The organism is Pedobacter sp. 10L46_2, from assembly GCF_056395165.1.
The window spans coordinates 1-3949 of sequence record NZ_JBFTIZ010000360.1 but is presented as its reverse complement, the minus strand read 5'-3'; the positions used below and the strand labels follow the sequence as shown (position 1 = coordinate 3949).

Genomic DNA, 3949 nt, shown 5'->3' with positions numbered 1-3949 from the left:
CCTGATTGGTCGGTTATTTTATATGTTTGTACAAGGATGTGTTAATTGTGATCGTAAATCTATTTCTAAAAGGTGTAAAAAAGATGCAAATGGCCATACAAAGAGAAAGCAGTGTTTTGTAGTTATAATTGCTTAATTATTAAGGAGATACTCTTAAATGGATTCTAATTCTGTACGGCCGGTAAATCAATCTTTTTTTAAAGCATTAGATCTTTGCTGCCAGAAAATAACAGAAAAGATGGGAGACAAAGCCATTACTGAATGGCGGATTGAAGATTACAATAGATTAAGTAGTCAATTGGGCAAACAAACGGGTGTGTATTTAAGTGTAAATACACTTAAAAGGATATTTGGCCGATTGAAAACTCCCCAACGCTATTTTCCCCAAAAAGCTACCAGAGATGCATTATCGCAATTCATTGGTTATCGCGATTGGCAGGAATTTGAACTGGTTTTCGCAACTTTAAAGATCGAGAATGTTACATCCATCTCTACTGATCAGGAAAATGATATTGAAGTACCTAAAGACACTAAAGTACCGCGACTTGTTGTTGCTATTTTTGCAGCATTGGTTTTGGTTATATTAGCCATTGTCTTCTTTTGGAAAAATACAGCCGAGTCTATGCAGGTAAAACTGGTGTGCGAAAATCCTTTCGGCAGTGTACCACATACCGCTGTATTTAAACTAAACTCAAAGGTTTCTTTTGATGAAAATGAAGAATATCAGGTAGATTTTATGGATGAAGCATTGGTGTCTTCCATTAAGGGTAAAAACAAGATCACAAAATTCTTTAGAAACCCAGGAGTGGTGTATGCAACATTGTTATATCACAATAAGCCAATAGATACAGCCTCGGCCTATATGCAAACCAAGGGCTGGGTAGCCAATTCTGGTAACGATACCTCCAGGGCATTCCCCATTGCAGGGTTAAAATCACTGGATCCAAAAAACATTTATGTATCGCCAAAACAACTCGACTCAGCAGGACTTGACACGCATAAGCCCTTTGTGGTTGGCTTTAGCAACATCAAGCCATCACATATTAACGGAGATAATTTTTCTTTCTCCTGTAAAATATTTGCCGAACAAAGCAGACCAGGCACTCAATGTGTTGAAACTACAATTATCATTTTAGGTGAAAAGCACAGACACCTGTTAAAGTTAAACAGACGGAGCTGTGTGGCTTTCTCTGAATACAAATTTTCGGAAGTCAGGGTATTAGGCTCTGAACAATTTTTGGGCGCCCTCGCTTTTAATCCTGAAAATGGCGGCGAGGTAATGATTAAAGTAGAAAATAAGCAGGCATCAGTCGTTTTAAACGGTAAAAAAGTACTTTTTACTAAATATCAGCGATCAATAGGCAAGGTAATGGGAATTAAGATATTATTTAATGGCATTGGTAAAGCAGTTTCACCTGAGCTACATGATCTGAGTACACATGAAACTTTCTAAAAAAAACCTCGAATCATACATCCATTTGAATTCAAATTATCTTTTAATCAATTAACCTTAAATACTTTACGTATACATTTTTTTGTTTTTGATTTGTACAAACAAATACGCATACTTAAATTAAACAGATTTAACTTTGTTATATATCAAACAAGTATACACATGAGATCTTTTTTTTTCAAAGCACTTATTTTATCCGTAATCTCCTTTTCTGCAAATGCACAAAAGACGCCTGCTCGTGTTCTTATTATTGGATTGGATGGTTTTAGTTCCGAGGGATTTAAAACAGCAAAACATCCTAATCTGGACAAGATGGTCGCTGATGGCGTACTTTCGCTAACTACCAGGCCGGTAATGCCATCCATTACACTTCCAAATTGGACCAGCCACATGACTGGCTCAGGCCCGGAAGAGCATGGAATAACCAGTAATGACTGGACAATGGAAAAACATCCACTTACTCCAATTGCGACAGATAAAGAGGGATATTACCCTTCAATATTTAAGGTTTTGAAGGATGAAGTACCCTCGTCAAAAATTGCCTACTACTATAACTGGAAAGAACTGATCAATCCTATTAATAAAAAATACCTTGATGAGGTTAATTTTGAAGAGAATGATCGTTATCAGGAAAACTATAGCAAAGCATACGATTTTCTATTAAAAAATAAACAAAGCCCTACACTTGTATTTTTATACAGCGTACATACTGATCATGCTGGTCACAGCTTCAAGTGGATGTCTCCTGAATATATTAAGGCTATTGAGGATGCAGATGTTGAAATTGGCATATTGCTGAACAAACTAAAAACAGCTGGAATTTATAAAGATACGCACTTTCTGCTAATTACAGACCATGGTGGCATTAACCAGGGACATGGTGGTGTGTCAATGTCGGAAATGCAGGTGCCATGGGCCATTACCGGACCTCAAATCAGGAAACGTGGTCTGATTACCGAATTCAACAGCAATAAAAATACAGCTTTGGTATTGGCAAAGATTTTTGGAGTAAGCAAGCTACCTGCTGCCTGGACAGGGGTTGTACCAAATGCGATATTTAAGTAGGAATATCTTCTCTGTTACCTTCCTATCCTTCAGCCATGGTTTAGCTCTCCTTGAGGCTTGCTTCAGTATCAACTTCGATGAAGCAAGTCTGAAGCATTCCTCAAGTACAGCTGAGGCAGAGCAAGGGCATTACTATCGTGTGCTATTGACATAGGGTCCMCAATAAGGCTATACTCTTTTAAAATAATTCTTTATTTAGAATAATTATAAATAATGAAAAATTGTTATACCTTTGGTGCAGATCAGCGCCCCGCTGATCTTAGTTTAGTTAGTTAATTTGATAATGTATCAAGTCCTGGTTACCCATGTTAATGGGCATGGGTAATTCAGGCACAAACAAGTAACATGTGCCAGACAAGAGTATTAACAACCAGAGGAAAAACAGTCATCAGCTGCTGCGCTGGATGCAAGATGTATTACATATGGCACCACAACCTTGTGCTCAATTTCCCGGCAATAGGATTTACTTCCTTTAAAGAAGTTGTTGACACGATCTGTTTTGAAAGCAATTCATTGCCTTTCCCTGATGGAGAAGACCGAATAATTTTACATACTCCAAATGATGATATCAGTTTTACTTTTGATCCAGAAGAGCTGGAAGACTTTAGGGCAGCACTTTCAGAAGCAACATATATGAATGAAGTTTATATGTTGATGGAAAGAGATACAGGACATTAACCATGTTATCCTCTGCTTAACACCTGATTTTTCAGAAGAGAAGGAACCAATCCGTATTTCTTTTTAAAAGCAAAGGAGAAATGCGACAAGTCCTCGAATCCAAGATCAATATAAATATCAGTAGGTTTCTTTCCCTTTCTTTCTATCAGAAAGTAAGCTTCTTCCAGGCGTTTCTTAACCAGCCATCGGCTAGGCGTGTCATGGAAAATATCTTTAAAATCCCTTTTAAATGCAGAGATACTTCTTCCTGTAAGGTAAGCAAAACGTTCAATGCTTACATTGAATTTATAATTGCGATTCATAAATTCTTCGAGGTTTATTTTTTCCGGATGTCCAAAATCAAAGAAAATAGGATACAACTCAGGTTGCTTTTGCAAAAGGATCAATAGAAGTTCTTCTCTTTTGATATTGGAAAATTTCTCGTCTATTTTACCCTCATCATTGTAATAAGCAGAAAGTGAACTGATGAAATTGGTGATCATAGAATCCTTTTTTAAAAGGATAAAGGCATCTTCTTCCTCAGAAGTACTTATTTTGATTTGGTGCTTATCCTGAAAGGTTTTCAGGAAAGCTTTGTCAAAAATCACCACTACTTTCTCAAAGTCTCCATTGTATTTTTGCTTGTGATACCTGGCCAGATGATTTTTTTTGACAATGCAAGATTCTCCTGATTTCAGTTCATATTTTTTACTGCCGTCGTATCCTGTTATCAAACCTTTGGCCAAAAACAAAAAGAAATGCTCAGGGACGAAC

General features: G+C 37.0%; 4 protein-coding genes. 3 read left to right on the top strand and 1 reads right to left on the bottom strand.

The features are described from left to right. Positions 1-157 precede the first annotated feature (157 nt). The 3 genes from AC1DDX_RS24850 to AC1DDX_RS24840 all read left to right on the top strand — a co-directional run bounded on the left by AC1DDX_RS24850 (position 158) and on the right by AC1DDX_RS24840 (position 3196). On the top strand, positions 158-1453 hold the full coding sequence (locus AC1DDX_RS24850; protein WP_288879303.1) for a hypothetical protein: 1296 nt from the start codon (positions 158-160) through the stop codon (positions 1451-1453). A gap of 162 nt (positions 1454-1615) precedes the next feature. Next, entirely contained in the window at positions 1616-2518 is a 903-nt protein-coding gene (locus tag AC1DDX_RS24845) for an alkaline phosphatase family protein (protein WP_337716193.1), read from the top strand. A 345-nt stretch (positions 2519-2863) separates the two neighbouring features. Further along, on the top strand, positions 2864-3196 hold the full coding sequence (locus AC1DDX_RS24840) for a DUF6686 family protein (RefSeq protein WP_246269702.1): 333 nt from the start codon (positions 2864-2866) through the stop codon (positions 3194-3196). Between the two features lie 5 nt (positions 3197-3201). On the opposite strand, the gene AC1DDX_RS24835 is transcribed toward AC1DDX_RS24840, so the two are convergent. After that, the coding region (locus AC1DDX_RS24835; RefSeq protein ID WP_477622780.1) for a helix-turn-helix domain-containing protein at positions 3202-3949 on the bottom strand (748 nt) is incomplete at its 5' end.